This window comes from Arthrobacter sp. TJ-170, assembly GCF_058269305.1.
In genome coordinates this window covers 122,154-146,627 of the sequence record NZ_JBZCNL010000003.1, presented here as the reverse complement: position 1 = coordinate 146,627, position 24,474 = coordinate 122,154, and the positions used below count along the sequence as shown (strand labels likewise).

At 63.3% G+C, this 24,474-nt stretch carries 24 protein-coding genes; 14 read left to right on the top strand and 10 right to left on the bottom strand.

Features of this window, described 5'->3' with window-relative positions:
• The first annotated feature begins 94 nt into the window (after positions 1-94).
• From AC4D1W_RS07610 to AC4D1W_RS07600, 3 genes are read left to right on the top strand one after another with little or no spacing between them, the layout of a single operon-like run.
• Positions 95-1,576, top strand: a complete 1,482-nt coding sequence (locus AC4D1W_RS07610; protein ID WP_490898319.1) for a DUF1538 domain-containing protein — start codon at positions 95-97, stop codon at positions 1,574-1,576.
• Complete coding sequence (locus AC4D1W_RS07605; RefSeq protein ID WP_490891338.1) at positions 1,573-1,923, top strand: P-II family nitrogen regulator; 351 nt, start codon at positions 1,573-1,575, stop codon at positions 1,921-1,923. Before AC4D1W_RS07610 ends, AC4D1W_RS07605 begins: the two co-directional genes overlap by 4 nt.
• A 38-nt stretch (positions 1,924-1,961) precedes the next feature.
• Positions 1,962-2,351: a CBS domain-containing protein gene (locus AC4D1W_RS07600; RefSeq protein WP_490891336.1), complete on the top strand. Its 390-nt coding sequence runs from the start codon at positions 1,962-1,964 to the stop codon at positions 2,349-2,351.
• 66 nt (positions 2,352-2,417) lie between these two features.
• Here the strand turns inward: AC4D1W_RS07600 and AC4D1W_RS07595 are convergent, their stop codons facing one another.
• From AC4D1W_RS07595 to AC4D1W_RS07570, 6 genes are all read right to left on the bottom strand, one after another.
• Complete coding sequence (locus tag AC4D1W_RS07595; protein WP_490898318.1) at positions 2,418-3,392, bottom strand: AEC family transporter; 975 nt, start codon at positions 3,390-3,392, stop codon at positions 2,418-2,420.
• A gap of 37 nt (positions 3,393-3,429) precedes the next feature.
• Complete coding sequence (locus tag AC4D1W_RS07590; RefSeq protein ID WP_490898317.1) at positions 3,430-4,758, bottom strand: enolase C-terminal domain-like protein; 1,329 nt, start codon at positions 4,756-4,758, stop codon at positions 3,430-3,432.
• Positions 4,755-6,395 carry an aldehyde dehydrogenase (NADP(+)) gene (locus AC4D1W_RS07585; RefSeq protein WP_490898316.1) on the bottom strand — a complete coding sequence of 547 codons (1,641 nt, stop codon included), beginning with the start codon at positions 6,393-6,395 and terminating at the stop codon, positions 4,755-4,757. The genes AC4D1W_RS07590 and AC4D1W_RS07585 overlap by 4 nt, the downstream gene beginning before the upstream one ends.
• 35 nt (positions 6,396-6,430) lie before the next feature.
• Positions 6,431-7,378 carry a 5-dehydro-4-deoxyglucarate dehydratase gene (gene kdgD / locus AC4D1W_RS07580; protein WP_490898315.1) on the bottom strand — a complete coding sequence of 316 codons (948 nt, stop codon included), beginning with the start codon at positions 7,376-7,378 and terminating at the stop codon, positions 6,431-6,433.
• Positions 7,379-7,514: 136 nt separating this feature from the next.
• Positions 7,515-8,399: a LysR family transcriptional regulator gene (locus AC4D1W_RS07575; RefSeq protein WP_490898314.1), complete on the bottom strand. Its 885-nt coding sequence runs from the start codon at positions 8,397-8,399 to the stop codon at positions 7,515-7,517.
• 93 nt (positions 8,400-8,492) lie between these two features.
• Positions 8,493-9,476: a 2-hydroxyacid dehydrogenase gene (locus AC4D1W_RS07570; RefSeq protein ID WP_490898313.1), complete on the bottom strand. Its 984-nt coding sequence runs from the start codon at positions 9,474-9,476 to the stop codon at positions 8,493-8,495.
• A 256-nt stretch (positions 9,477-9,732) separates the two neighbouring features.
• Between AC4D1W_RS07570 and AC4D1W_RS07565 the strand changes: the two genes are divergently transcribed.
• From AC4D1W_RS07565 to AC4D1W_RS07540, 6 genes are read left to right on the top strand one after another with little or no spacing between them, the layout of a single operon-like run.
• Positions 9,733-11,328, top strand: coding sequence for an ABC transporter substrate-binding protein (locus AC4D1W_RS07565; RefSeq protein WP_490898312.1), 1,596 nt, complete (start codon positions 9,733-9,735; stop codon positions 11,326-11,328).
• A gap of 40 nt (positions 11,329-11,368) precedes the next feature.
• Positions 11,369-12,370, top strand: coding sequence for an ABC transporter permease (locus AC4D1W_RS07560; protein WP_490898311.1), 1,002 nt, complete (start codon positions 11,369-11,371; stop codon positions 12,368-12,370).
• A 9-nt stretch (positions 12,371-12,379) separates the two neighbouring features.
• Complete coding sequence (locus AC4D1W_RS07555) at positions 12,380-13,366, top strand: ABC transporter permease (RefSeq protein WP_490898310.1); 987 nt, start codon at positions 12,380-12,382, stop codon at positions 13,364-13,366.
• Positions 13,363-14,412 (top strand): ABC transporter ATP-binding protein, encoded by a 1,050-nt coding sequence (locus AC4D1W_RS07550; RefSeq protein ID WP_490898309.1) that lies wholly within the window; start codon positions 13,363-13,365, stop codon positions 14,410-14,412. The genes AC4D1W_RS07555 and AC4D1W_RS07550 overlap by 4 nt, the downstream gene beginning before the upstream one ends.
• Positions 14,409-15,509, top strand: coding sequence for an ABC transporter ATP-binding protein (locus AC4D1W_RS07545; RefSeq protein ID WP_490898308.1), 1,101 nt, complete (start codon positions 14,409-14,411; stop codon positions 15,507-15,509). Before AC4D1W_RS07550 ends, AC4D1W_RS07545 begins: the two co-directional genes overlap by 4 nt.
• A complete protein-coding gene (locus AC4D1W_RS07540; protein ID WP_490898307.1) occupies positions 15,506-16,228 on the top strand; it encodes a sulfite exporter TauE/SafE family protein in 723 nt (240 codons plus the stop codon). The genes AC4D1W_RS07545 and AC4D1W_RS07540 overlap by 4 nt, the downstream gene beginning before the upstream one ends.
• A 7-nt stretch (positions 16,229-16,235) precedes the next feature.
• On the opposite strand, the gene AC4D1W_RS07535 is transcribed toward AC4D1W_RS07540, so the two are convergent.
• Together AC4D1W_RS07535 and AC4D1W_RS07530 are read right to left on the bottom strand one after the other, a co-directional pair.
• On the bottom strand, positions 16,236-17,258 hold the full coding sequence (locus AC4D1W_RS07535) for a 2-hydroxyacid dehydrogenase (RefSeq protein ID WP_490898306.1): 1,023 nt from the start codon (positions 17,256-17,258) through the stop codon (positions 16,236-16,238).
• Entirely contained in the window at positions 17,255-18,571 is a 1,317-nt protein-coding gene (locus tag AC4D1W_RS07530) for an enolase C-terminal domain-like protein (protein WP_490898305.1), read from the bottom strand. The genes AC4D1W_RS07535 and AC4D1W_RS07530 overlap by 4 nt, the downstream gene beginning before the upstream one ends.
• 104 nt (positions 18,572-18,675) lie before the next feature.
• Here AC4D1W_RS07530 and AC4D1W_RS07525 point away from each other — a divergent pair, with 104 nt between their 5' ends.
• The 5 genes from AC4D1W_RS07525 (at position 18,676) to AC4D1W_RS07505 (ending at position 23,399) form a co-directional block, all read left to right on the top strand.
• Positions 18,676-19,596: a LysR substrate-binding domain-containing protein gene (locus AC4D1W_RS07525; RefSeq protein ID WP_490898304.1), complete on the top strand. Its 921-nt coding sequence runs from the start codon at positions 18,676-18,678 to the stop codon at positions 19,594-19,596.
• Between the two features lie 192 nt (positions 19,597-19,788).
• Entirely contained in the window at positions 19,789-20,793 is a 1,005-nt protein-coding gene (locus AC4D1W_RS07520) for a Bug family tripartite tricarboxylate transporter substrate binding protein (RefSeq protein ID WP_490898303.1), read from the top strand.
• A 48-nt stretch (positions 20,794-20,841) separates the two neighbouring features.
• Positions 20,842-21,447, top strand: a complete 606-nt coding sequence (locus AC4D1W_RS07515; RefSeq protein WP_490898302.1) for a tripartite tricarboxylate transporter TctB family protein — start codon at positions 20,842-20,844, stop codon at positions 21,445-21,447.
• A 24-nt stretch (positions 21,448-21,471) separates the two neighbouring features.
• Entirely contained in the window at positions 21,472-22,989 is a 1,518-nt protein-coding gene (locus AC4D1W_RS07510) for a tripartite tricarboxylate transporter permease (RefSeq protein WP_490891327.1), read from the top strand.
• Positions 22,990-22,997: 8 nt separating this feature from the next.
• Entirely contained in the window at positions 22,998-23,399 is a 402-nt protein-coding gene (locus AC4D1W_RS07505; protein ID WP_490891326.1) for a universal stress protein, read from the top strand.
• 86 nt (positions 23,400-23,485) lie between these two features.
• Here the strand turns inward: AC4D1W_RS07505 and AC4D1W_RS07500 are convergent, their stop codons facing one another.
• Together AC4D1W_RS07500 and AC4D1W_RS07495 are read right to left on the bottom strand one after the other, a co-directional pair.
• Complete coding sequence (locus tag AC4D1W_RS07500) at positions 23,486-23,752, bottom strand: glutaredoxin family protein (protein WP_490891325.1); 267 nt, start codon at positions 23,750-23,752, stop codon at positions 23,486-23,488.
• Positions 23,753-23,787: 35 nt separating this feature from the next.
• A complete protein-coding gene (locus AC4D1W_RS07495; RefSeq protein ID WP_490898301.1) occupies positions 23,788-24,474 on the bottom strand; it encodes a FadR/GntR family transcriptional regulator in 687 nt (228 codons plus the stop codon).

The following is a 24,474-nucleotide window of genomic DNA, read 5'->3' as shown; positions in this document are numbered from 1 at the left end:
GGTCGGAATCAGAGTAAGTGTGGACACCGATCTGCCGTCCCAGCGACACTGAAGTGCCACGGAACTCGCAGAATCGTCACCGGGAGAGGACCCGATGGAGCACCTCAGCCGCTTCGCGAATGAATTCGTAAAGGCACTGAGTAGTCTTCTGCCCATCGTTGTCGTGGTGACGGTATTCCAGGTGCTGGTGTTCCGTAGGGTGCCCGATGACCCGTGGACTCTGGTCACGGGACTACTGATAGTGGCCGTTGGTATCGCCGTGTTCCTGCAGGGTCTTGATTTGAGCGTATTCCCCGTGGGGAGGAACCTGGCTAACCAGTTCGTCCGGAGCGGCGCGCTTAGGCTGCTGCTGCCGTTTGGTTTCGCGATCGGCTTCGCTGCCTCGATTGCCGAGCCGGCCGTGATCGCCGTGGCCGAACAGGCTGAACTTGTCAGCGAAGGGCGCATCAACGGGCTGATCCTGCGCTTCGTCATCGCGTTCTCGGTAGGGCTGGTTCTGGTTCTTGGCGTCCTGCGGGTGCTGCGCGGTTGGGCCGTATACAAGCTGCTCATCGCCGGATACGCGGTCGCTTTGGGACTCACCTACATTGCCCCGGCGGAGATCGTTGGTTTGGCTTACGACTCCGGCGGTGTCACGACCAACATCGTGAGCGTTCCCCTGATTGCGGCTATCGGACTCGGTCTTGCCAATTCGATCCGGGGCCGCAGCCAACTGGTGGACGGCTTCGGGCTGGTCGCTCTGTGCGTGATGGTGCCGGTGATCGGTGTGCAGCTGTATGGAACGTGGGTCTATTCCTTCGGCGGAGCCGGGGCACTTCCGCAGGCTGACTCCGGTAACGAGTCTCCAGACGGTGTGCTGGGCATGATCCTTGAATTGGCGGAAATGATCCGGAATGTCCTGCCGATCGTCGGGGTGGTCCTGTTCTTCCAGTACGTCGCGCTCCAGCGCAGGCTCGCCCGGCCCTGGCGCGTGGTGGTCGGTTTCATCATGGTCCTGGTGGGTCTCTACGCGTTCGTCCTGGGACTCAAGCTCGGACTGTTCCCACTCGGGACGCTCATGGCCAACCAGCTCATCGAGCAGGGAACCCCGGCCCTGATTCTGCTCTTCGCCGTGCTCATTGGCTTCGCGGTCACTATGGCCGAGCCCGCCCTGGTAGCCATAGGCGAACAGGCCCAGGACGCTTCTCCCGGCAAGATCAACGCCGTTGCTGTCCGCATTATTGTCGCTCTTGGAGTCGGGCTCGGGATCGGTTTCGGGGTCTACCGGATCTTGGTGGGCGGGCCGTTTCACTACTTCATCATGGCCTCTTATGCAGTGGCGATCGTGCTGGTTTTCCTGGCCCCGAAGTACATCACCGCGCTGGCGTTCGACCTTGGCGGGGTGACCACCTCGGAGGTGACGGTTCCATTGGTAACGGCCCTGGGTATCGGACTTGCGGCGGCTGTGGAGGGTCGGAACGTGCTGATCGACGGGTTCGGGCTAATCGCCTACGCTTCGATCTTCCCTGTCATTGCTGTGATGGTGTATGCCATGTTGATGGAGAGATTTCCCCGCTTGAGGAGGGAACTGGCATGAAGTTTACCGCTGTCGTCGTGATCGCCCCCGATGAGTTGGAGGACAAGGTAATAGATCGTGCCCACCGCGCCGGTGCAACGGGTGTGACGATCCTGCCGGGCAAGGGCATCGGAAGTGAGGCCCGGAAGACCTTCTTCGGATTGACCTTCGAAGGGACCCAGTCCGTGCTGCTCATGGTCGTCGGCTCGCACCTGACGGCGCCGATCCTGAAGGAACTGCACCAGGTACTGGTCAAGGGCACCGAATCCCACGGTCTGGCGTTCGCGATTCCAATCGAGCACCTGACCGGCATCGATATGCGCCAAATCGTCAGCTTCGAAGAGCACATGCGCCGGGACGAAACCTGACTAAGGTTCCACGAAGACCCCCGTTACGAGGAGGAAGAATGCTCACCGTCAAAGATGTCATGGTGCCCCAGGTCGTGACGATCTCCCCCTACAGCACCCTGCGTGAAGCGCTGTCCATGATGAGGGACCGCCAGGTGAAGAGCCTTGTGGTGGACCGGCAACACGCCCATGACGCCTACGGCATGCTCAGCTACAGGGAACTTCTGGATACCGTCGTGGCCCAGGAAGGCGATATCGATCTCCTGAACGTTTACGACGCCGCCACCATACCCGCGATCACCGTGAACGAGGACCTGTCCGTGCGTCAGGCAGCCACCCTGATGAGCCGCTACCACCTCAGCAGATTGGTGGTGGTGGAGGGGAACCAACTCATAGGCCTCCTGGCCATGAATGACATCCTCGCCCGCCTCATGGAGGATCTCATCTGAGGCTCAGGGAACCGACAGCTCAAGCACCGCAGCCGCGTCCCTGCTGGCGCGCACCATACAGTCCGCTCACCCGAGCAGCAAAGCCACGAGGAGGGACGCCGGCAGCGCCAGGAGTGAGCTCATCAGGATGATGTCACGCACCAGTGTCACCTTGAGACCGAACTGCGAGGAGAACAGGAACACGTTCTGCGCCGTGGGCAGGGCCGCCATTGCCACGACGCCGAGGAGCGCCGTGCCCTCGACACGGAACAGGTAGTACGCAACCGCCCAGGCGATCACCGGCATGAGCGCCAGCTTCACCACACTTCCAAGCACGACGTCGGCTCGCAGGCTCCGCTGCGCCAGCGGCTTCTGCCCGCGCAGGCTCATCCCGAAGACCACCAGCAGCAGCGGAATGGACGCCTGGCCCAGCATCTCCAGCGGAATCCAGATGATGTCCGGCAACGTTAGCGAAGTTGCTGCGAACAGGGCGCCGGCCGCGGTACCGGTGGTCACAGGGTTGGCGACCGAGCGCAGTACGGTCCGCCCGAGTGTCGGTGCAGCACCGGCAGACTGCGATGATCCGGCCGAGCCGGGCACCGCCGTCGTTGTTTTCCTACCGCACCACGCGAAGATGGTGAGGAAGACCGGTGCGATCACCAGCAGCTGGGCCAGGAGCACCGAGACCACCGGAGCTGAGCTGCCGACCGCATACAGGGCGATCGGGATGCCGATGTTGCCTGCGTTGACGTAGCAGGAGGCCATGGCACCCACCGCCGTCTGCGCTGCCGGACGCTTGAGCGCGAAGCGGCTGAAAAGCGCGTAGATCGCGCTGGTTGCGGCAGCCACGACCAGCGCGATCGGCGTATAGATGCCGAGCACCTCGGCGAGTTCCGTCTCGGCGAGGAGGATGAACATCAACGCCGGGTTGGTGATGTAGTAGATCACCGGCGTGAGGCCGTCCTGCATGGCCCGGGTCCGGGTAGGGAGGAGGATCGACGCCACTACACCTACGCCAACCAGCGCCAGCACGACGCCGAACCCGAGGAGAACCCCCTCCACTACCCCTCCTGCCCCTACCCGGTAAATCCAAGCCGCATCAGCGGACCAGGCAAGGCCTCTTCGGATCGAAGGTCCACTCGGGAATCAGATACTGCATGGACGTCGCATCATCCCGCGCGCCCAGCCCGTGCTCGAGATAGAGGGTATGCGCCTCGTCGAGCCGTGTCCTGTCGAGTTCGATGCCAAGGCCCGGTGCGTCAGGAACCCGGATCTCGCCGTTGCGGATCTGCAGCGGATCCTTGGTCAGACCCTGACCGTCCTGCCAGATCCAGTGCGTGTCCAGTGCGGTGATCTCCCCCGGAGCTGCAGCGCCCACGTGGGTGAACATCGCCAGCGAGATGTCGAAGTGGTTGTTGGAGTGCGATCCCCAGGTCAGGCCGAACTCATTGCACAACTGCGCCACCCGAACGGAACCGGCCATAGTCCAGAAGTGCGGATCGGCCAGTGGGATGTCGACGGCGTTGGTGCGCACGGCATGGGCCATCTCGCGCCAGTCAGTCGCAATCATGTTGGTTGCAGTCTGCAACCCGGTTGCGCGCCGGAACTCAGCTACAACCTCACGGCCTGAGAACTTGCCTTCAGCACCGCAAGGGTCCTCGGCATAGGCAACGACGCCACGCATCCGCTTGCCGAGCCGGATGGCGTCCTCAAGCAGCCAGCCACCGTTCGGGTCGAGCGTGATGCGCGCATCCGGGAACCGCTCCTTCAGCGCAGTCACGGCGTCCACCTCCAGGTCTCCAGCCTGGACACCGCCCTTGAGCTTGAAGTCGGAGAACCCGTACCGGGCCTGCGCGGCCTCGGCGAGGCGAACCACAGCCTCGGGGGTCATGGCCTCCTCACGACGCACGCGCTCCCAGCTGTCGGATCCTTCCGGCTCCCGAAGGTAGGGCAGGTCCGTGAGGTCGGGGTTGCCGATGTAGAAGAGGTAGCCGAGCATCGGCACCGCGTCACGCTGCTGTCCGTCGCCGAGCAGTTCTGCGACAGGGACACCAAGGAACTGGCCATGCAGGTCCAGCGACGCCGACTCGATCGCGGTTACGGCGTGAACCGTGGTCCGCAGGTCGAAGGTCTGCAGTCCACGGCCACCGGCGTCACGATCCGCAAAGGCTGCAGCGACCGAACGCAGGAGGCTACGGAACTGAGCAATCGGCTTGCCGGCAAGGAAGCGCCCGGCCTCCTCGATGGTGGACCGAATGGCTTCCCCGCCCGGCACCTCGCCGAGGCCGGTCCGGCCGTCGGAGTCGGTGATGATGACTACGTTGCGGGTGAAGAACGGCCCATGCGCACCGGAGAGGTTGAGCAGCATGGAGTCGTACCCCGCAACGGGGACAACCTCGACGCCCGCAATGGATGGCTGGGTACTCAAGCGTCCTCTCCCGTCGCTTCTACTGTTCCTTCAGGCCCTCCATTCTCGGCGACGACGTTGCCGTCAATCCGCCGGTTGAGCTTCCAGGGGTTCGCCTGCTGCACAGGCGCCGGCAGAAGGTCCTCCGGGATGTTCTGGTAAGCAACCGGACGCAGGAAACGCTCGATGGCCAGGGTGCCGACCGAGGTAGTGCGCGAATCCGAGGTCGCGGGGAACGGGCCACCGTGCACCATGGCGTGCCCTACTTCGACGCCGGTGGGCCAACCGTTGGCGAGGATGCGCCCCACTTTGCGCTCGAGCACAGGCAGTACACCTGCGGCAGTCGCATAGTCGGACTCGGTGAGGTGGAGGGTAGCCGTCAGCTGCCCTTCCAGGCGCTTGGCGGCCGCCACCAGTTCCTCCGTGGAGGAGTAACGCACCACGAGGGAGGCTGCACCGAAGATTTCCTCGTGCAGAACCGGGTTGCTGAGGAACGTTTCGGCCTGCGTCCCGAAGACCGCAGGCGCCGGGGCGTTCTCCGTGCTTCCCTTTGTTCCCTGCGCAACCAGTTCGACGCCGTCCTGCGAGCCCAGAGCCTCCACACCTGCGTTCCAGGAATCTGCGATCCCACGGGTGAGCATGGTCTGACCGGCGGCCGGTGTGAGTGCTGCGGCGACTGCAGCCAGGAAATTGTCACCGGCGTCGCCCGTTGGGACAAAGATGAGGCCGGGAGAGGTGCACAGCTGACCGCTGGAGGCGGTCAGGGAGGTGGTGTACGCCTTGGCGAGCTCACCAAGATCACCCTGCAGCGCCCCCTCGAAGAAGATGACCGGGTTGATCGAGCTCATCTCCGCGTAAACCGGAATGGGTTCCGGACGTGACGCAGCCGTGGACATCAGAGCGGTTCCGCCCGAGCGGGATCCGGTGAAACCGACCGCCTTGATCGCCGGGTCAGCCACGAGCGCCTGGCCGATGCTGGCACCGGGTCCGTAGATGAGGGAGAAGACGCCCGGGTGGAGTCCGGCGTCGTTCACTGCTTCAGCGATCGCGCGGCCAACAATCTCGCTGGTACCGGGGTGTGCGTTATGGGCCTTGAACACGACCGGGCAGCCGGCAGCCAGGGCCGAAGCGGTATCGCCGCCGGCAGTGGAGAACGCGAGCGGGAAGTTGCTCGCTCCGAAGACGGCGACAGGGCCCAGGGGCACCTTGCGCTGACGGATGTCAGCACGCGGCATCGGCTTCCGGTCCGGCTGCGCGGGGTCGATCCGCACGCCACGGTGATCGCCCTGGCGAACCACTGTTGCGAACAGGCGAAGCTGCCCGGTGGTGCGAGCAAGTTCTCCGCGCAGGCGTTGCTCGGGCAGCCCGGTCTCGAGCATCGCCCGTGCCACCACCTCGTCACCCGCGGCCTCAATCCTGTCTGCGATTCCGTCAAGGAAGGCTGCATGAGTATCGGGGTCCAGCTGGCTGAAGGACTCGAAAGCCTCCTCAGCTGCGGCGGTGGCGACCTCAAGCTGCGATACGTCAATCAGCGAGTAGGCGGGCTCCAGCGTTTCGTTGGTGGAGGGGTCGAAGCCGTTGACAGTCTTGGCGTTGCCGGAAGTGGTCTGCCCGGCGATGATCGAGTGGCCCTGAAGAGTTGCGTTCTGGGTAGGCATGAAAGCTCCTTACGGATGGATGACCGGTTGGTTGATCAGGCGGTGGTGAGAGCAGCAGGTGCTGGACGAATTCCCGCTGCATCGATGAGTGCGCTCAGGTCTGCGAGGTCAGCGTCGGTGAGGTTCTGCAGCGGCGGGCGTACGCCACCTACGTCGCGGCCGACGACCTTGAGTCCACCCTTCACAATGGAGACGCCGTAACCGCGCACCCGGTCACGGATGTCGAGGTAGGGCAGCACGAACCGCTGCAACTTCTCGGTGACGGCTGCATGGTCCTGCTTTCGTACGTCACGGTAGAACTCAAGCGCGAACTCTGGCACGAAGTTGTAAAGCGCCGATGAGTAGGTACTCATTCCCAGCTGCAGCAACGGAAGTGCGAACGTCTCGGCCGTGGGCAGGCCGCCGAGGTAGAACAGCCTGTCGCCGTTCTTGACGTAGACCTTGGTGAGGTGCTCAATGTCGCCGATAGCGTCCTTGAACCCGATGAAGTTCGGGTGGCGCTCAGCAAGACGGGCGACGGTGTCCGCGGAGTAGATGGCGTTGGCGCGGTTGTAGACGATCACGCCGATCGATGTTGCGGAGCATACGGCGCTGACGTGGGCAAGGAGACCGTCCTGGTCGCATTCCGTGAGGTACGGCGGGAGAAGCAAGAGGCCCTCGGCGCCGGCAACTTCCGCGTCCTGTGCGTTCTGCACGGCCTGTGCAGTGGAACCACCCGCGGAGGCGAGCACGGGAACTTTGCCGCCGACTTCCTCGACTGCGACGCGGATGACCTGCGCCGCCTCGCCCGGGGTCAGGCTGAATCCCTCGCCGGTGCCGCCGGCAGCGAAGAGGCCTGCGACGTCGAAGCTTGTCTGCCATGACAGGTGCTGCCGGTAGGCATCCTCATCAAACGCCAACTCGGGCGTGAAGGCGGTCACCGGGAAGGACAGCAGGCCGTCCTTGAGCTTCTGAGCGAGTTCGTGGGGCGCGTACTGGGCCACTATGCATCTTCCTTAGGCAGTTCGCCACGACGGCGAGTGTTGGTGCTTCTTGCTGGGATACTTCAACACTAGGAACTCAGATGATGCATGTCTAAGCCCACTTTTGTATGGATTGATGCTCTCGGGGTATCAGCGTCTACAGGTCCTTGGTCCTGATGAGTTCGAGCAGCCTGCCAAGGGCAGGATTACGGATTTCCCTGCTCCAGATGGCATGAAGCTCGACGGCGTCGGGCTCGATATCTGCCAGGCGGAGGTAGGAGACGCCCTCCACGCTCAGCATGCTCGCCGATTCCGGCACAAAGGCCACACCCCTGCCGGCTGCCACCAGCGCCACCATCGTGACGACCTGGCTCACCGTATGCACAACATTTCCGTGCTCCACCGGGATGTTGCGGACCACCAGATCGTAGAAGTATCTGGCCTTGGTGGGCGAGTGCATAATCAGCGGCACCCCCTTCAGATCCGTCACCGTCAGCGACCGGTGCAGCCGGTCGAGCTCGTGCCCGGACGGAACAGCCAGCAGCAGGTCCTCGGTGAACAACAGGTGCGACTCGAAAATGTCCGCATCAAAGGTCGGCCTCGCGAGACCGAGGTCCAGGTCCCCGTCGGCAATTGCCGCCACCTGTTCGCCGGTGACAAGCTCCTGAAGCTCGACATCGACGTCGGGCAGTTCCGTTGCAATCTCCGTCAGCAGCGGACCAAGGAGACTGAAACCCGAAGCAGCGGTGAAACCGACACGGAGCTGGCCGGACTTGCCCGCCGCAATGCGTTGGGCCGTCTTGGGAGCCCGTTCGGCAGCGACAACGAGCTTTCGGGCTTCAACCAGGAAGGCGCGACCGGCAGCAGTGAGTGAGACCTTCCGGTTGTCGCGCTCCAACAGCTCTACGCCGACACTGCGCTCCAACTTCTGAATCTGCCGGCTCAGCGGTGGCTGGGTCATATTGAGTCGTTCGGCGGCCCGCCCAAAGTGGAGCTCCTCGGCAACTGCGATGAAGCTTCGGGCTTGATCCAAGGTAAACATGATGCCTCACGTGAATGACTGGGCGCTGTCAAGCGCTTAACGTGCATCATAGTATCGGTGAGGCCACCACGGCCGTTGAGTGCCGACCCCAGGCTAGACCGGGGTTACCAGCTTTCCTTCATGCACATAGCTGCGCAGGTTCTCAAGTGTCAGGTCCGCCATCGCCGTGCGGGTTTCGCGGGTGCCGCTTCCCAGGTGTGGGAGCAGGACCACATTCTCGAGTTCCAGCAGCTCGGCTGGGACGTGCGGCTCGGACGCGAAGACGTCCAGCCCCGCTCCTGCCAGGCGGCCATCCGTCAGAGCGGAAACCAGCGCCGCTTCATCGACGACGGTCCCACGGGCGATGTTGATCAGGTAACCGTCGCTTCCGAGTGCTGCCAACACCCCGGCGTCCACCAGCCCTGCGGAATCCGGCCCTCCAGCAGCGGCGATGACCAGAACCTCCACAGCCTGCGCCAACTCGGTCGGCGATGAATGGTAGGTGTAGTCCGAGCCTTCGACGGGCCGGCGGTTGTGGTAATGAATCTCGCATCCGAATGCATCGAGCCGGGCCGCGATGGCCTTGCCGATGCGGCCCAAGCCAAGGATGCCTACCTTCTTGCCTGAAGCTCGTGTGGTCAGCGGGTAGGACGAAGTCGACTCCCAGCCTCCGCGGCGGACGAAACGATCCGCAGCGCTGATGCGGCGCAGTACGTCGAGGTAGAGCGACAGCGCGGTGTCTGCAACACACTCGGTCAGCACGTCCGGCGTATTGCTGATGGCGATGCCGCGTTCCTGGGCCTGGGCTACATCGGTCGCGTCATAGCCGACACCGAAATTTACGATCACTTCAAGGTTTGGCAGCCGTCTCATCAATCCGGTGTCTACCCCGTACCGGCCGGAACAGACGGCGATTCGAATCCCCTCCGCATGGTGCGTGAGGAAGTCCAACCGTCCGTCTCCGTCCGGGAGGCGCAAAGCACCGAACTCATCGGCAAGTGCGGCAGCGACGGCGGGATTGACCGGACCTACCTGCAGGATGTGCTCGCCAGTGATTGAGGGAGGGTTCCCGGACCGCGCTGCTGTGTCGATGCTCATGGGGCGACACTAGGAAAATCGTTCATTCCGGTCCAACACGCAATTAGCATGGATCGATACCTCCGAGGTATAGATCCATAAGTTCCGCTCAGTGGCGCGGAAATCGCGTCTGTTGCTCCGTCGTCGGCTTGCGCGCCGTCCGCTTCACAAAGAACCCACCCCTTGACGGGCCGTGACGGCGATCACAAGCTGAGTCCAGCCGGCTTCATTCAAACTCTCTACCCGGCACTCACCACTCGCTTCCTCGGAGGAAACAATGACGTTTGAACCCTCAACCGGGTCACCTGAACTGGCGGGCACGGGCAGGCGCCGCCTAACCCTCGCCCTGACATCCGTGACGATCGGCGGCTCCATGGTGCTGAGCGGCTGCACCGTAGCCAACTCGGGCGATGGCGAAGGAGGACCCGCTGAGGCCTCAGACACGCTGCGAGTCGTCCTTCAGCAGGAGCCGCCCACGCTGGAACCCTGCGAATCGAACCTGACGAGCACCGGCGTCGTCGACCGCTCCACGATCACGGAACCGCTCGTTGAGCGAAACCCGTCCTCTGGGGAGCTTGAACCGAAGCTCGCCACGGAATGGAGCTCCGAAGATGACACCACCTGGACCTTCAAGCTGCGCGAAGGCGTGACCTTCCATGACGGCAGCGACTTCACTGCAGAGGATGCGGCGCACACCATCGAACGCGCCGTCAACTCCGAGTTGGGCTGCAATGTGGAGGGCTACGTGTTCGGTGATGACGACCTCGCCGTCGAGGTTGTCGATGACACCACACTGACCGTAACCACCGCCGCGCCGGACCCGATCCTTCCCTTGCGTCTATCCTTCCTGGAAGTTGTCCCGAGCGAGACCTCGGCTACCGAGAAGGTGCGTGAGCCGATCGGCACCGGCCCGTACCAGCTCGAGGAGTGGCAGGCAGGACAGAAGATTACTCTCTCTGCCTACGACGGATACTGGGGCGAAAAGCCCGCTTTCCCGAAGGCCGAATATCAGTGGCGTTCCGAGGGCACCGTGCGCGCTGCCATGGTGACTTCCGGCGAAGCAGACATCGCAATGGGCATCGCTCCGGAGGACAACATCGGCGACCTTGGGGTCCCGTACCCGAACAATGAGACCGTAGCGCTCCGGATGCACAACGACAAGCCGCCGTTTGACGACATCCGAGTACGTCAGGCGGTCAACTACGCAATCGACAAGGAAGGCATTGTTGCCAGCCTTTATGGTGGCCGGGAAACCGTCGCAGCCCAGCTGGTGCCCGAAGGCATCGTCGGCCACAACACCGAGCTTGAAGGCTGGCCGTTCGATCTGGAGCAGGCCAAGTCCCTTGTTGCAGAAGCGAAGGCCGACGGCGTGGACACCAGCGCACCGATTAGCCTGATCGTCCGCAACGCGCAATTCCCCAAGATCCAGGAACTGGGCCAGGTGCTCCAGGAACAGCTGACGCAGGCTGGACTGAATGTCGAACTGAAGATGCTCGAAACCAGCCAGCACCTTCAGTACCAGGTGCGGCCATTCGTTGAGGACGAGGGCGCCATCCTGCACATGACACAGCACGGCAACCAGGCCGGTGACGCCGCCTTCACCGTTGACCAGTACATGATGACCGACGGCGCTCAGAGCGCATTCGGGACCCCCGAGCTGGACGCCATGATCGAAAAGGCCAACGCTGCCACCGATGAGGATCGGCAGAGCGCATTCGAGGAGATCTTCGCTTACCAGAACGACGAAGTTGTCCAGTTCGCCCACATCATGCACCAGACCGGCATGATCGGGAAGGCCGCCAATATCGACTATGAGCCGAACTCGTCCTCCGGTGACGAACTGCGGCTGGCTGAAATCAAGCCGGCCCAGTAGCCACCCAACACCCAGGAGAGTGGAATAGGAGAGGGAAGCCATGCTGACCTACTTACGGAAACGCATTGTTTCCAGTGCATTGCCGCTGGTGGTCGTCATCATCGGAGTCTTCGCCCTTGCGAGAATGACCGGAAACCCAGCCAGCCTGTACCTGCCGCTTAACGCAACCGAGCAGATGCGGGAGGACTTCGCGACCCGAAACGGCCTTGACCAGCCGCTGTGGGCCCAGATGGTCGATTACTTCGGCGGGGTACTCCAACTGGACTTCGGCACTTCCCTCCGGACGGGAGAGTCCGCGGCAGCCATGGCGCTGCGGGCTTTCCCGGCCACCCTTCAACTGGCTGTCACCACCATGGTGCTGGCCATCGTCCTTGCCGTCATTGTCGGCAGCTGGGCAGCGCTCAAGCCCAATGGCATCGCCGACCGGATTGCCAGCTTTGTATCCATGGCAGCGGCTTCCATCCCGGATTTCTGGCTGGCGATTGTGGGCATCTGGATTTTCGCAATCACCCTGGGGTGGCTGCCTACCTCCGGCGTCGGCGGGTCTGAAGCCTGGATCCTACCGATCGCCACACTGATGATGCGTCCTTTCGGGGCGCTCGTCCAGGTGGTTCGCGGAGCAATGGTGTCAGCCCTCTCCGAGCCTTATATCAAGCTCGCACGCAGCAAGGGCGCTTCGCAGAAGCGCGTCATCACCCGACATGCTCTGCGCAACGCCGCCGCACCGGCGCTCACAGTTGCGGGCGATCTCATGGTCGGCCTCATCAACGGTGCGGTTGTCGTGGAAACTATCTTCGGCTGGCCAGGAATCGGCAAATTGATGATCGATTCGATCCTTCAGCGGGATTTCGCCGTCCTTCAGGCTGCCGTGCTGCTGACGGCCATCGCCATCTTCGTGCTGAACATCCTGATTGACCTCGCCTACGCCCTGTTGGACCCGCGGGTCCGGCCCGCGGGCACCGGCACGCGCCGGAAGAAAAAGGCACGGACGAACGAATCTTTCCCCGCTGACACAGCGCCCAATGCCACAGCCAGGGCCTAGGAGAACACGATGATTGAAACTTCGGGCACCGCAGCCGAGCGCAAGGGCGGTCGAAAGGTAAAGGATGGCGCCACAGCGGCCAAGCACAACCATCCGAGCATGTTGCGCATGCTGCTGCGCGACAAGTTTGCGTCCGTCGGCGCAGTCATCCTACTCATTGTGGTGGCGACAGCCGTCTTCGGCCCCATGTTGATGGGCGAGCTTGCCACACGCCAGAATCTTCTGTTCGCGAACAAGCCACCGTTCGACCCCGCGAACGGGTGGGAATACCTGCTGGGCTCCGACTCCCTCGGACGCTCCGTCCTGGCCAGGCTGGTGGTTGCAACCAGGACTACCCTGATGGTCGCTATTCCCGCTGTGATGGTTGCCCTGCTGATCGGTTCGCTATGGGGAATCTGGGCGGGTTATCACCGGGGCTGGAGGGAGAACGCCTCGATGCGCATCGCCGATGTAATCATGAGCTTCCCCTCGCTGCTGCTGGCCGTCGTCGTGCTTTACGTCTTCAACCCGTCTATCGCGAACATCGTCCTGATCCTGGCGTTGACCCGCATACCGATCTACCTCAGGACTGCACGGGCCGAATCAGCCGAACTGCAGAGCCGCACCTTCGTGGACGCTGCTCGCACCTTCGGCGCACGACCGAACGCGATCATCCGTCGGCACGTCATACCCGTTGTCACTCCAACCCTCCTCACGCTGGCCACGCTCGAGTTCTGCTACGTGATGCTCGCCGAGTCCTCGCTGTCCTTCCTGGGGATCGGCATCCAGCCGCCGGACGTTAGCTGGGGGCTGATGGTTGCCCAGGGCCGGCAATACCTTCAGACGGCCTGGTGGCTTTCCATCTTCCCGGGCATCGCGATTGTGGTCACAGCGATTGCTGCCAACATGCTCGCGGCCTGGCTCCGCATCGCGACGGATCCCGGGCAGCGCTGGCGACTGGCACTGCCGGGCCGGAAGAAAATCGTGACCCGCCCCGCCGCCAAGGAGTCCAAGTGACCAAGACTGAGACCACTGAACATATCCGCTCATCCGACGGTTCACACCCGGTAGTACTGCGTGTGGACGGACTCGACGTCGACATTCGCACTCCGTTCGGTACGGTACGGGCAGTCAGCTCAGCCGGTTTCGAAGCCCGTGCCGGCCAGACCCTGGCGCTGCTCGGTGAGTCAGGGTGCGGCAAGTCAATGACTGCGAAGGCTATTGCCGGACTACTTGATCCGGTAGCGCACGTGGCCGGGGGCTCGATGCAGCTCGAAGGCAAGGAACTCGCCGGGATGGGAGCCAAACAACGACGCAAAATTGCGGGTGCGGAACTGGGGATCGTCTTCCAGGACGCCCTCACCGCGCTCAACCCGGTCTATCCGGTGGGCGTTCAGATCGGCGAAACCTTCCGGATTCACCGCGGTCTTTCCGCTGCCGACGCTCGGAAGGAAGCAATCGCCCTGATGGCTCGCGTGGGGATCCCGCAACCGGAGTCACGGGTTGATGCATACCCCCACCAGTTCTCGGGCGGCATGCGCCAACGCATACTCATCGCAACGGCGGTAGCGCTCAGCCCTCGCCTGCTCATCGCAGATGAGCCGACGACCGCGCTCGACGTCACAGTCCAGGCGCAGATCATGGATCTGCTGCGCAGATTGCGGGAAGAAGAGGACATGGCGGTAGTGCTCATCACGCATGACCTCGCCGTGGTCGCGGAGGAAGCTGACACCGTCTGCGTCATGTACGCGGGCACCGTCGTGGAGTCCGGGCCTGTGGAGGAGGTCTTCGCCGACCCCCGTCACCCATATACCAAGGGACTACTGGAGTCCGTGCCGACGGACGCGGAGCGCGGCGCCATCCTCTCCTCGATCCCCGGCAGCCCGCCCGAGCTGAAGAACATTCCACCTGGCTGCGTGTATCAGGACCGCTGTCCCCTTGCCCAGGAAGTCTGTCGCGCGGAGCGCCCCGCCCTGCGTTCAACAGGAACCGACCGTTCAGCAGCGTGCCACTTTTCCGAACTACTCGATTCCCGGAAGCTCCTGAAGGAAACCACGTCATGACCGCACAACTTGAGGGAGTAAACGAGCCCGGCACCGCAGCCCTTGAGGTTCGCGATGTCACCAAGATCTTCCATGTCGGCCGGAGTGGATCGGGCAGCAACGAGCTGCGCGCTTTGGATGGCATCAATCTCTCCGTCGGCCGGGGTGAAACGCTCGGCCTGGTCGGCGAGTCAGGTTGTGGAAAATCAACCCTCGCCCGAACCCTGATGCTGCTGGAAAAGCCAGACGGCGGAACCGTGACTTTCGACGGGAAGGATCCATTCAGCCTCAGGGGCAAGGAGCTGCTGGCTTGGCGGCGCAGGGTCCAGATGGTCTTCCAGGACCCGTTCGCCTCGTTGAATGCCCGGATGAGCGCCGGAGACATCATCTCGGAGCCTTGGGCAACCCATCGCGGTCTGTTCAATTCGGCACGGGAACGGGAGGCACGCCTCCACGAGCTACTGGAACTGGTTGGGCTGCGTACATCTGATGCGAAGAAGTCGCCGCAGGAATTTTCCGGCGGCCAGCGCCAACGCATCGGCATTGCCCGCGCACTGGCGCTGAACCCGGAGTTAATCATTCTGGATGAACCTGTTTCCGCCCTGGACCTTTCGGTGCAGGCGCAGGTGCTGAACCTGCTCAACGAGTTGCAGGAGAAACTGGGCGTCAGCTACATCTTTATCTCCCACGATCTGTCTGTTGTCCGTCATGTCACCGATCGCGTGGCTGTGATGTATCTAGGCCGGATCATCGAAACGGGCGCCACGAGCGACGTTTTCGAACGACCCCTTCACCCTTACACCGCAGCGCTAATGTCCGCCTCCCCCAAGCTGAACCCGGCGGACCGGCCCGCCGAGCGGATCGTCCTGCGCGGGGAACTTCCGTCACCGATCGATCCGCCCTCAGGTTGCCGGTTCCGCACGCGCTGCTGGAAGGCCCAGGGCATTTGCGCCCGCGAGGCTCCCCCCGCACAGACCGCTGCACAAGCCGGCCGGGTGTCACTCGGCATCCCGCAGCTGCACTCTATGGGGCACGGGCCGCAGCATGCAGCGGAGTGCCACTTCCCGCTCGCCGATACGGTTGAAGCGGGACTCACGTCTGCTCCGGTCGGTACGTGAGTCCTGCCGAATACGTTGTCCTGGCCTTCGCGGTCTGCGCTGCGACCGCCATACAGGGATCCATCGGATTCGGCGCGGGATTGATCGCCGCTCCTGTCATTGCACTCATTGCACCGGAACTACTACCTGCGCTTGTGGTGATGCTCGCTTGTCTGGTCACCCTGCTGGTCACTGTCCGTGACCGGGCCGAGCTGGATGTGAGAGGGGCGGCATGGGCGCTCGCCGGCCGTATTCCCGGCAGTGTGCTCGGCGCGTGGCTAGCGGTCGCCATGTCCACAGTGGCACTCTCCTGGCTGGTGGCGGTCAGCGTCCTGGCTGGCATCGGGTCCGCTTATCTTGGCTGGCGGCCGGCACCGACGCGCCCGGCCTTGATGATGGCCGGTACCATCTCCGGGGTCATGGGCACTGCGACCGCCATCGGCGGGGCTCCCATGGCTATCGTTTGGCAGGGGCAACCACCGGCGCGCCTCCGTGCGACGATGAGCGCGTTCTTTCTGGTTGGCTCGCTGGTGTCGGTGCTCCTGCTGAATGTAGCCGGAGCCGTCGCCGGCACCACCCTGGCGGCTTTCCTCTGGCTCTCGCCTGTGGTGTTCATTGGTTTCGCGTTGTCGCGGTGGGCCAACCGGTTCATGGACGCCGAGCGTCTGCGGACCATTGCGCTGGCCGCTGCAGCGGGTGGGGCCATACTTCTGATCGTCCGCCTTCTGGCCGACGGATAGTCCGGCGCTAACGCACCTGGTTCCGGAGGGCCTTCCCGGTGGCGAGCCGATTCACGTTGTAGGCGATGTCATCGGCGCGCAGCTCGAACGTGGAGCGTGCGTGACCGGAATAGTGCGGCGTGAGCAGGGCGTTAGGGAGTTCAGTGAACGGGTAGTCAGCCGGTGGAGTGCGACCAGCCTCCGGCGCGCCCCACCACACATCGATCGCGGCGCCGCCGATCTGTTGCTCCAGCAACGCGTCGTATAGGGCAGCCTGATCAACCACCGGGCCCCGCGCGACATTGATGAGCAGCGCATGTTTCTGCATCGCCGCCAGTTCTACGGTACCGATGAGGTCCTCGGTCTCGGGCGTAAGCGGAACGGTAACCACAACGACGTCGGACTCTGCCAGCAGGCGCGGCAAGTCGCCGACACCGCCTACCCAGCGTGGCTTCGCGCCGCCCTCGGGCAGTGGCGTGTCGGGGCGGTGCCGCACAGCCACCACCTCCATTCCGACAGCGGCGGCAAGACGGGCCACCTCGCTGCCGATACCTCCGAATCCGATGACGCCAATGGTCATGCTGTCCAGGGTGCGGTGCAAAGGCACCCGCTCGTCGGTAGCGATGGTCCGCCATACACCGGCTCGAAGTTCCTCGCTGACACTCTGGAGCCGCCGTGTGAGCGCCAGGATAGACATCAGAACATGCTCGGCGATGGGCCGTTCGTGGTGAAAGGTGTTGGCGACTGCCGTGCCCGCCGGCAAAGCGTCAACCGCGACCCGGTCCAGCCCGGCTCCCGTCACATGCACCAGCCGCGCACCGCAGGCCGCAGCCTCGGCGGTGTCCATTCTGGAACAGACGACGACGTCGGCCGCGCCGGTCGCTCGCAAGCTTGCCTCCGGTGGGGCGTCAGCTACGAAATGCCAACGGTGGTCCGGCGCACCAGCCATCAGCCTCTCGGCAAAGCGGGAAATAATTGGGTCGGTCACCACCACGTCCAGTACCCCAGCGTCATGCTGGGCTAGTTCGGCAGGCCCTGACTCGAGGCTCACCACCGCGGGCTCTCGAGGCGGTAGTCAGGCTGGATACGACGCATATATCCGGTGTCGTCACGTTCCCTGATTCCGCTGTCCAGGTACTGCCGGTGCAGCCGCTCCAGGGCGTCCGGATCCAGTTCGACTCCCAGTCCCGGAGCCGTCGGAACGGCGACGGCTCCCTCCCGGATGGTGAGGGCACCGGGCAGGACAATGTCCTCATCCTCGCGCTTCCATGGCCAGTGAGTGTCACAGGCATAGTCGAGGTTGGGAGTGGTCGAAGCCAGGTGCACCATGGCGGCCAGGCTGATGCCCAAGTGTGAGTTTGAGTGCATCGACAGCCCCAGTCCGAACGTTTCTGCGATTCCAGCCAAGGTCTGTGTTCGGCGTAATCCTCCCCAGAAGTGATGGTCCGAAAGCACTACGTCCACTGCACCGGCGGCAACGGCCGGGGGGATGTCATTGAAGCTCACCACGCACATGTTGGTGGCCAGCGGCAGCCCGACGTTGCGACGCACTTCCGCCATGCCCTCGATTCCAAGCGTGGGATCTTCCAAATACTCCAGAACACCCTCAAGTCGTCGGCCAATACGGATCGACGTATCCACTGTCCACGCGGCGTTCGGGTCGATGCGCAGCGGCATCTCGGGAAAGGCTGCGCGGAGTGCTTCAACAGCGGCGGCTTCATCGTCGGGTTCGAACACGCCGCCCTTCAGCTTGAGCGCTGTGAAACCGTAGTCGGCGACCATGCGCCGCGCCTGTTCAACTATGCCTTCGGCGTCGAGCGCTGGTCCCCAGTCATCGTCACCCTGGTCAGGGTGTCCTGCCCACTTGTAGAAGAGGTAGCCGCTGAACGGCACCGCTTCACGGACCGCGCCGCCGAGAAGCGCGCTGACCGGCAGACCGAGCACCTTGCCCTGAATATCAAGCGCTGCGACGTCGAACGGAGAGAGCACTCGGTCCGCTGTGGATGAGCCCGTGACCATGCCGCTCATTCCGTGGCCGCCCTGCGTACTGTCCGCCGTCAGTGCGCGAGCCACCCTGATACGCAGGTCGTTGATATTGAAGGGGTCGGCTCCGGTCACCGCTTCTGCCGCCAGGCGAAGGCGAGCCAGATGACCGGCGTCTCCGTAGGTTTCACCGAGTCCGGTGAAACCTACGTCGGTATGCAATTGGAGGATAGCCCTCAGCGCGAAGGGCTCGTGCACCCCTACCGTATTGAGGAGCGGTGGATCCGCAAAGGCCACCGGTGTAACCGTGACGCCTGTGATGGTGATCTGTCCGGCGTACGGCGACGGGTGCCGGAGCTCGGCGTCCAGGGAGGCTGACATTGGGGGTCCTTTCGCGGGTGGCGCTGGGTTGCCTTCACGCTAAGCCCCCTTGATCATTGCTGTCCAAGCTAAAATAAGCACGAAACCATGCAAGGAGTGAATCCATGTTTTCGCTTATTCAGCTGGAGTCCTTCGTCGCCGTCGCCGAGGAACTGCATTTCGGCGCTGCCGCAGCTCGACTCAACATGACCCAACCGCCGCTCAGCCGCCAGATTCAGTTGCTGGAACGCGAGCTTGACTCCCAGCTTTTTGAACGCAGCAGTCGGAAGGTCGAGTTGACCGCAGCGGGGAAGGTATTGCTGCCCGCGGCCCGGCGGGTCCTTGACCTCTGCGCCAAGACATCTTTGGACGTGCGCCGGGTTTCGACCGGCGATGCCGGCACAATAGTGGTCGGCTACACGGCCATCGCAGGCCAAGTGGCGTTGCCGGGGATTCTCCGCAGGGCAGGCGCCCAGATTGCCGGCGTGTCCTTTGTCCTCCGCGAAGCAGTATCAGTTGATCAGCTGGACGCTATTACGCGGGGGTCCATAGATATCGGACTCTTGCGCCCGATCGTGGCCCGTCCGGGGGTGATCACCCGCCCCTTCCTGAACGACCGCCTGGTGGCAGCACTCCCGGTAGGACATGCGCTGGCGACCGGGGAGGGCGTTTCCCTCCGCCAACTGGATGGTCAGCCTTTGATGATGTACTCCACCGCCGAGGCGCGCTACTTTTACGACTTGGTCATGCGCCTATACGAAAGCGCCGGAGTGCACCCCCGAGTCACTCAATTCGCCAGTCAGGTTCCTGCCCTGCTCGCCTTTGTGGCGGCAGGCCTCGGCGTCACGCTGGTGCCGGCATCCTCCAAGGAGTTTTCGCCTTCCGGAGTCCACTTCGAGGAGCTGAGGGGGCCGGCCAGTCTCGCGGAATTGAATCACGCGGATCTGCACGTCGCGTGGAACGAATCGACGACCAATCCGGCAGTCCTGCGTTTGTTGGACATCATCTTGGAGGATCAAACCGGAAGCGCCGAAGCCATCTCGTAGGTTTCTTCCAGCGCTGCGTGCCTTTCACGGCCGCAGTGATGCGTCGCGAGCATCACTTGATGCAATTGTGGGCTTGGACACGCATAACTCCTGCTCCGTAAAGTCTTCTCAGGGCCAAGCCGTGAGTGCCATCACATTTGCTCAGAGCCCCCTAGCCGAACAACGCCGTTCCCGAATGAGGAGTACCAACTCGTGAAAGCATCACTTACCCGCCGCGTCCTGATCGCGACATCCGCAACTGCCGGTGTGCTCGCGCTGTCAGCCTGCGGCGGAAATGTAGGCGGCGGCAGCGCCGCGCCCACCGAAGAGTTCCCCAGCGGCCCCGTCACCATCACCGTTGGTCAGGATGCGGGCGGTTCAACCGACCGCATCGCCCGCTCGGTAGCCGAGGGCATGGCCGAGGACCTCGGCGTTGCAGTACCCGTAGTCAACAAGGCAGGCGCGAACGGCGCTGTGGCCACCAAGGAAGTTGCCGGCATGGAGGCGGACGGCCATAACCTGGTTCTCCTTAACGCCTCGCTGATCACCATCACGCCGCTCGCGGTTGGTGAGGATGAAACAGTGTCCCTGGATAACCTCGACGTGATCGCCGGCCTGTCACAGGACGACTACGTTCTGGTTGCGAGCCCAGAGTCCGGTTTCGAATCCCTCGCCGACATCAAGGAGAGCAGCGGTGACCTGAACTTCGGTACCACCGGCGTCGGCACCGGCTCCCAGCTGGCGCAGGCAGTTCTGTTTGCTCAGGCCGACATCGACGGCACCGCCGTACCGTTCGATTCCGGTTCGCCGGCCCTGACCGCCGTCATGGGCGATCAGGTCGACGTTGCCACGATCCAGCTCGGTGAAGCCCTACCGCAGATCGAGGCAGGCGCGGTCACTCCGATCGTCACCTTCGCCGGTGAGCGCAGCGAATTCCTTTCTGACGTCCCGACCGCCATCGAAGAGGGCTACGAAGTCCCTGTTTCCCAGTACCGCGCGCTGGCCGCACCGAAGGGACTCCCGGAGGATGTAAAGGCTCGACTGGTTGAGGCCGTTGAAGCCGCGCAGGCTAGTGAGACCTACCAGGAATTCAACGAGCAGAACATCCTCGCACCATGGGAAGTTTCCGGTGAAGAGGTTGTCGAGGAGTGGAATACTCTCGCCGAGAAGTACAAGGCACTGGTCGAGGAATACGACATCTCGCTCGCCGGCGAGTAACACCTCGTCACAGGCCGAGCCGAGACCTCAGTTGAAATGAGCACTGCAATGAAGCCTAAACGCACTCCCGGAGCCGCTCCCAACGGCTCGACCGACGCGAAGGGCGTCGATGAAGTCAAAGAAGTAAGACACGCCCATGACTTCGAAGATGCGGGCACACCTGTCCTGTCGCCGGAGGACCTTGCTGCCGAGTGGGAAGCGGATGCTGCTCCGCCGGCCGGCCCGGTCGCGAACCTCGCATCCTCCCTCGTGGCGGCCGGTGTGGGCGTGGCTGGCATGATCATTGCTGTTGGTCTCGGCCTTGGCTCGCCAGGCACGCCCAGTCCAGGGACCTGGCCGTTCGTCATCAGTCTCATCATCACCGTTCTCGCCCTCGCGCAACTGGTCGTTGGCCGGCGCGGGGGCCTGGACGGGGAGAAATTCTCCCCGCTGTCGCGGATGGCCGGCTACGGATTCGCGACGCTGCTCGCCATGGTCTGGCTGATGCCGGTCATCGGCTTCGAAATTCCATCCCTGTTGCTGTGCTTCATCTGGATGAAATTCCTCGGCGGAGAAACCTGGCGGGCGGCATCGATCTACTCGGTGCTGGTCATCGCCGCCTTCTACGCAATCTTCATCCTCGGCCTGGGGACCTCGATCCCCCACCTCTTCTAGCCCTGAAGCACAAAAGGACCCGCCATGGATTACCTGAACCCGGTCATTGACGGCTTCGGCGTCGTTCTAGACCCGCAAAACTTCCTCTACTGCCTGATGGGCGTAGTGATCGGCATGCTCATCGGCGTGCTGCCGGGCCTCGGCCCCGCAGCAACGATCGCCATCCTGCTGCCGCTCACGTACGGCATTGAACCCGTCACGGCGATCATCATGCTCGCCGGCATCTTCTACGGCGCCCAGTACGGCGGAACCATCACCTCCGTCCTCCTGCGCCTTCCCGGCGAAGCCAGCTCCGTGGTTACCGTGTTCGACGGCTATGTGCTCGCAAAACAGGGCAAGGCCGGAACCGCCCTCGGTATCGCCGCCATCGGCTCCTTTATCGGTGGCACCGTGGCGATCATCGGACTCACCTTCCTGGCTCCGCTGGTTGCCAGCTTCGCGCTCGATTTCGGTCCACCGGAATACACCGCCCTTGCCCTGGTGGGCATCCTGCTGGTCGCGACGATCAGCGGCGGAACCAAGATCAAGGCGCTCATTGCCGCAGCGGTCGGCCTGCTGCTGGCAACCGTCGGCCGCGATGTGTTCACCGGCGCCGAGCGCTTCACCTTCAGCAACCTGAGCCTTGCCGACGGCATCGACTTCGTCCCCATCGCCATGGGTCTCTTCGGCCTCGGCGAAATCCTCTACAACCTCGAAGAGCGCCACCGGGCAGTCAGTGCGCCGGCCAAGGTCGCCAACGTCTGGCCGTCCCGTGCAGATCTCCGCAAGTCCTCCGGGGCGATTGGCCGCGGCTCCGTCCTCGGGTTCTTCCTCGGGATCCTCCCCGGCGGCGGCGCAACCATCTCGTCCATGGTGTCCTACGCAGTGGAGAAGAAGCGGGCCAAGGACCCCACACGCTTCGGCAGGGGCGCCGTGGAAGGTGTCGCCGGGCCTGAAACCGCCAACAACGCGGCAGCGACCAGCTCCTTCATTCCGTTGCTCACCCTGGGTATCCCCGCCAATGCCACCATGGCGATCATCTTCGGTGCCTTGCTGATCCATGGCATCACACCGGGACCCCAGCTGATCACGGAAAACCCGGACCTGTTCTGGGGCGTTGTGAACTCGATGTACATCGGCAACATCCTGCTGCTGATCATGTCCATCCCGCTCGTCGGCTTGTTCGTGAGGATTCTGCGCGTTCGCGCCGCCATCCTGGCTCCGATCACCGCGTTGATCACCATCCTGGGCGCTTACACCATCCGCAACTCCATGTTCGATGTGCTGCTAGTGGTGCTCTTCGGCGTCCTGGGATACCTGATGAAGAAGTTCGGCTTCGAGCCGGGGCCGCTGGTGCTGGCGTTCGTGCTCGGCGAGCTACTCGAGTCCAACCTGCGACGCTCGCTCCTGGTGTTTGGCGGAGATGTGTCCGGGTTCTTCACCCGCCCGATCTCGGGAACGCTGCTGCTGGTCTTCGTCATCGTAGCCGTCAGCCCCATGATCCAGTCCGCCCTAACCAAGCGCAGGCAGCGCAACACCGACCGCGTAACCGCAGATTTCTAGGAGAAGTTATGAGCATCATGGTTGGGTACGTACCCACTCCCGTCGGCGAAGCCGCCGTCACCGCCGCGGTTGCGGAGGCGAAGCTGCGCGATCAGGAGTTGCTGATCGTCAACTCTGTCCGCGAAGGATCCCGCGTGGACAAGTCGGTTGCCAGCGACGAGGACCTTCAGCGGTTGAAGAAGTCCGCCGACGACGCCGGCGTCTCCTCCCGCGTACTGCGCCCCTCCCACAGGGATGACCTTGCAGAAGAAATCCTGGAGCTGGCCGTAGAACATGACGTCTCGCTGATCGTCATCGGCTTGCGGCAGCGCTCACAGGTGGGCAAGTTCATCATGGGTTCCCACGCCCAGCGGATTCTCCTGCAGGCAGACCGCCCGGTCCTCGCGGTTAAGCCGGCGGAACGGAGCTAGCTTCCCGCACGGACACGGCATCGAGCCGGCAGAAACGACCAGCTTCTCGCGAAGGTCCAGTCGTTCCTGCTGGCTCGATGCCGTTTTCAGCTGCTGAGCAGGTTCAACCCGCGAAGCTTCTCCTCTACCTCTGCGTTGGTCGGCTCGACCTGATGGTCGCCGTCGGGATAAACCACAACCGGGATGTTCGTCCGCCCGGAGATACCTCGGGCCTCTTCAGCCGCGTCAGGCACTTCTTCGAGGTTGACGTACTCATAGCTGATGCCGAGCTCGTTGAGCTGCCTCTTGGTTCGGATGCAGTCGCGGCACCAGTCCGCACCATACATTCGGATTGTTTCTGGGTTCGCCGTCATGAGGCCATCCTACGACTGAGGAGTGGTTAGTCAGGCTACCCGTCCAGGCGGGACCGCGAGTTGGCCAGGTGCAGGCGCATTGCGGCGGCCGCGGTCAACGCATCTCCCGCACAAATCGCGTTGCGGACGGCAACATGTTCGACGGCGACGCGCTGCAACCGCTCAGACTGCCCGCCGTCGTCGGCTGGTTCAAGGCGCTGCGGAGGCATTGCAATCATCGCCGGCCCCAGGGCCAGCAGCGCATCCACGAAATAGAAGTTACCGCTGGCCTCCGCCACGGCCCTGTGGAAGGCGAAGTCACAGGAGACTGCCGTAGCGGGGTGGTTGCCTGCGGCGTCGAATGCCGCGAGCGCGTCATCAAGGGCAGAGATCATCCCGGGGGTTGCGTTCGCTGCGGCGAGCGCAGCGGCCTCGCTCTCAATACCTGCACGGAACGCCAGGAGCGCGCGCCGCTCCTCGATGGTCCGGGGCCGTCGCATGCCTCCGGTTGATTCCTCGTCCGCGGACGGCGGGGTGAGGGCGAAGCTGCCGCTCCCCCGCCGCGTGTACACCAGACCTTCGGCCTGCAGCCGGGACACAGCTTCCCGGACGACCGTGCGGCTGACGCCGAACTCGCTGATGAGAGCGCTCTCGCTGGGCAGCTTCTCACCGGAGGGAATGATGCCTTCGACAATGCGACGGCGGAGGCTATCGACGAGCGAGACGGCCAGCGTTTGTTTCAT

Excerpts from the sequence above, each read along its gene's own strand:
- AC4D1W_RS07610 (WP_490898319.1), top strand. The coding sequence starts at position 95 with ATGGAGCACCTCAGCCGCTTCGCGAATGAATTCGTAAAGGCACTGAGT.
- AC4D1W_RS07605 (WP_490891338.1), top strand. The coding sequence starts at position 1,573 with ATGAAGTTTACCGCTGTCGTCGTGATCGCCCCCGATGAGTTGGAGGAC.
- AC4D1W_RS07600 (WP_490891336.1), top strand. The coding sequence starts at position 1,962 with ATGCTCACCGTCAAAGATGTCATGGTGCCCCAGGTCGTGACGATCTCC.
- AC4D1W_RS07585 (WP_490898316.1), bottom strand. The coding sequence starts at position 6,395 with ATGCCTACCCAGAACGCAACTCTTCAGGGCCACTCGATCATCGCCGGG.
- AC4D1W_RS07575 (WP_490898314.1), bottom strand. The coding sequence starts at position 8,399 with ATGTTTACCTTGGATCAAGCCCGAAGCTTCATCGCAGTTGCCGAGGAG.
- AC4D1W_RS07570 (WP_490898313.1), bottom strand. The coding sequence starts at position 9,476 with ATGAGCATCGACACAGCAGCGCGGTCCGGGAACCCTCCCTCAATCACT.
- AC4D1W_RS07565 (WP_490898312.1), top strand. The coding sequence starts at position 9,733 with ATGACGTTTGAACCCTCAACCGGGTCACCTGAACTGGCGGGCACGGGC.
- AC4D1W_RS07560 (WP_490898311.1), top strand. The coding sequence starts at position 11,369 with ATGCTGACCTACTTACGGAAACGCATTGTTTCCAGTGCATTGCCGCTG.
- AC4D1W_RS07555 (WP_490898310.1), top strand. The coding sequence starts at position 12,380 with ATGATTGAAACTTCGGGCACCGCAGCCGAGCGCAAGGGCGGTCGAAAG.
- AC4D1W_RS07545 (WP_490898308.1), top strand. The coding sequence starts at position 14,409 with ATGACCGCACAACTTGAGGGAGTAAACGAGCCCGGCACCGCAGCCCTT.
- AC4D1W_RS07530 (WP_490898305.1), bottom strand. The coding sequence starts at position 18,571 with ATGTCAGCCTCCCTGGACGCCGAGCTCCGGCACCCGTCGCCGTACGCC.
- AC4D1W_RS07525 (WP_490898304.1), top strand. The coding sequence starts at position 18,676 with ATGTTTTCGCTTATTCAGCTGGAGTCCTTCGTCGCCGTCGCCGAGGAA.
- AC4D1W_RS07515 (WP_490898302.1), top strand. The coding sequence starts at position 20,842 with ATGAAGCCTAAACGCACTCCCGGAGCCGCTCCCAACGGCTCGACCGAC.
- AC4D1W_RS07510 (WP_490891327.1), top strand. The coding sequence starts at position 21,472 with ATGGATTACCTGAACCCGGTCATTGACGGCTTCGGCGTCGTTCTAGAC.
- AC4D1W_RS07505 (WP_490891326.1), top strand. The coding sequence starts at position 22,998 with ATGAGCATCATGGTTGGGTACGTACCCACTCCCGTCGGCGAAGCCGCC.
- AC4D1W_RS07500 (WP_490891325.1), bottom strand. The coding sequence starts at position 23,752 with ATGACGGCGAACCCAGAAACAATCCGAATGTATGGTGCGGACTGGTGC.
- AC4D1W_RS07495 (WP_490898301.1), bottom strand. The coding sequence starts at position 24,474 with ATGAAACAAACGCTGGCCGTCTCGCTCGTCGATAGCCTCCGCCGTCGC.